This is a genomic window from Shewanella hafniensis (assembly GCF_019655335.1).
GTDB classification, from domain to species: Bacteria; Pseudomonadota; Gammaproteobacteria; order Enterobacterales; family Shewanellaceae; genus Shewanella; species Shewanella hafniensis.
Genome location: NZ_BPFD01000188.1, coordinates 1 through 946, shown reverse-complemented (window position 1 = coordinate 946; position 946 = coordinate 1). Strand labels below are relative to the sequence as shown.

The window sequence follows — 946 nt, the reverse complement described above, 5'->3', positions numbered from 1 at the left end:
AGATGGACAGAACGACAAGTAACTGAGTTACTTAATGATATAAAAGAATTTCAGCAACAGGCTGAAGAAGGCTCAAGAGACGCATTCTACTGCTTACAGCCTATTGTAGTAAAAAAGTATAATGATTCTTGGGAGCTCGTAGATGGCCAGCAACGATTAACTACGATTTTTATCATACTTACCTGTCTGAAAGAGGTAGCCGCTCTTTTTGGGCTTGGTAGATACAAGTTAAGTTATGAAACTAGAGATAATAGCGCTGCTTTCTTAGAAGATATTAAGACTGAACTAAGTAATGAAAATATAGATTTTTTTCACATAAGTCAGGCTAAACAAGCCATAGAACAATGGCTTGCAAAACAAGATCCTACTTACAAGGTTAAATTTTTACAGACCTTACTGAATAGTGATGAGATGGGCAAGAATGTAAAAATAATTTGGTATGAGATTGGTCAGTCTGAAAATGCAACGGCAGTATTTACCCGTCTTAATATTGGTAAAATCCCTTTAGTTAATGCCGAGTTAGTTAAAGCATTGTTCTTAAAATCAAGTAATTTTAGTAAGAGCCATGATGCAAAGCATCTGCAGCAGTTGAGTATTGCGCAAGAGTGGGACACAATCGAAAAACGCTTACAAGATGATGCTTTTTGGTACTTTATTAGCAACAATTCATATAAAACAAACAGAATTGAGCTTGTCCTTAATCTTGCAGCAAAAGATCTTTGTACTGAGGGTATTCAACAAAATGACCCTTTAAAAACATTCCTTCAATTTAATCAGCTGTTTACGGGCCAAAATAAAGGTATTACTACTGAGTGGCTTAAAATAAAACAATGTTATATGACTTTAGAAGAATGGTATAACGACAGAGCGTTATTTCATCTTATTGGTTATTTAATAACACAAAACATGTCGATTAATGAATTGTTTTTATTACATAAACAATCAA

General features: G+C 33.8%; 1 protein-coding gene. It reads left to right on the top strand.

Annotation, left to right across the window (positions count from 1 at the left end):
- Positions 1-946 (top strand): DUF262 domain-containing protein (locus tag K5Q99_RS21840; protein ID WP_220778122.1); only part of this gene is annotated, 946 nt, incomplete at both ends.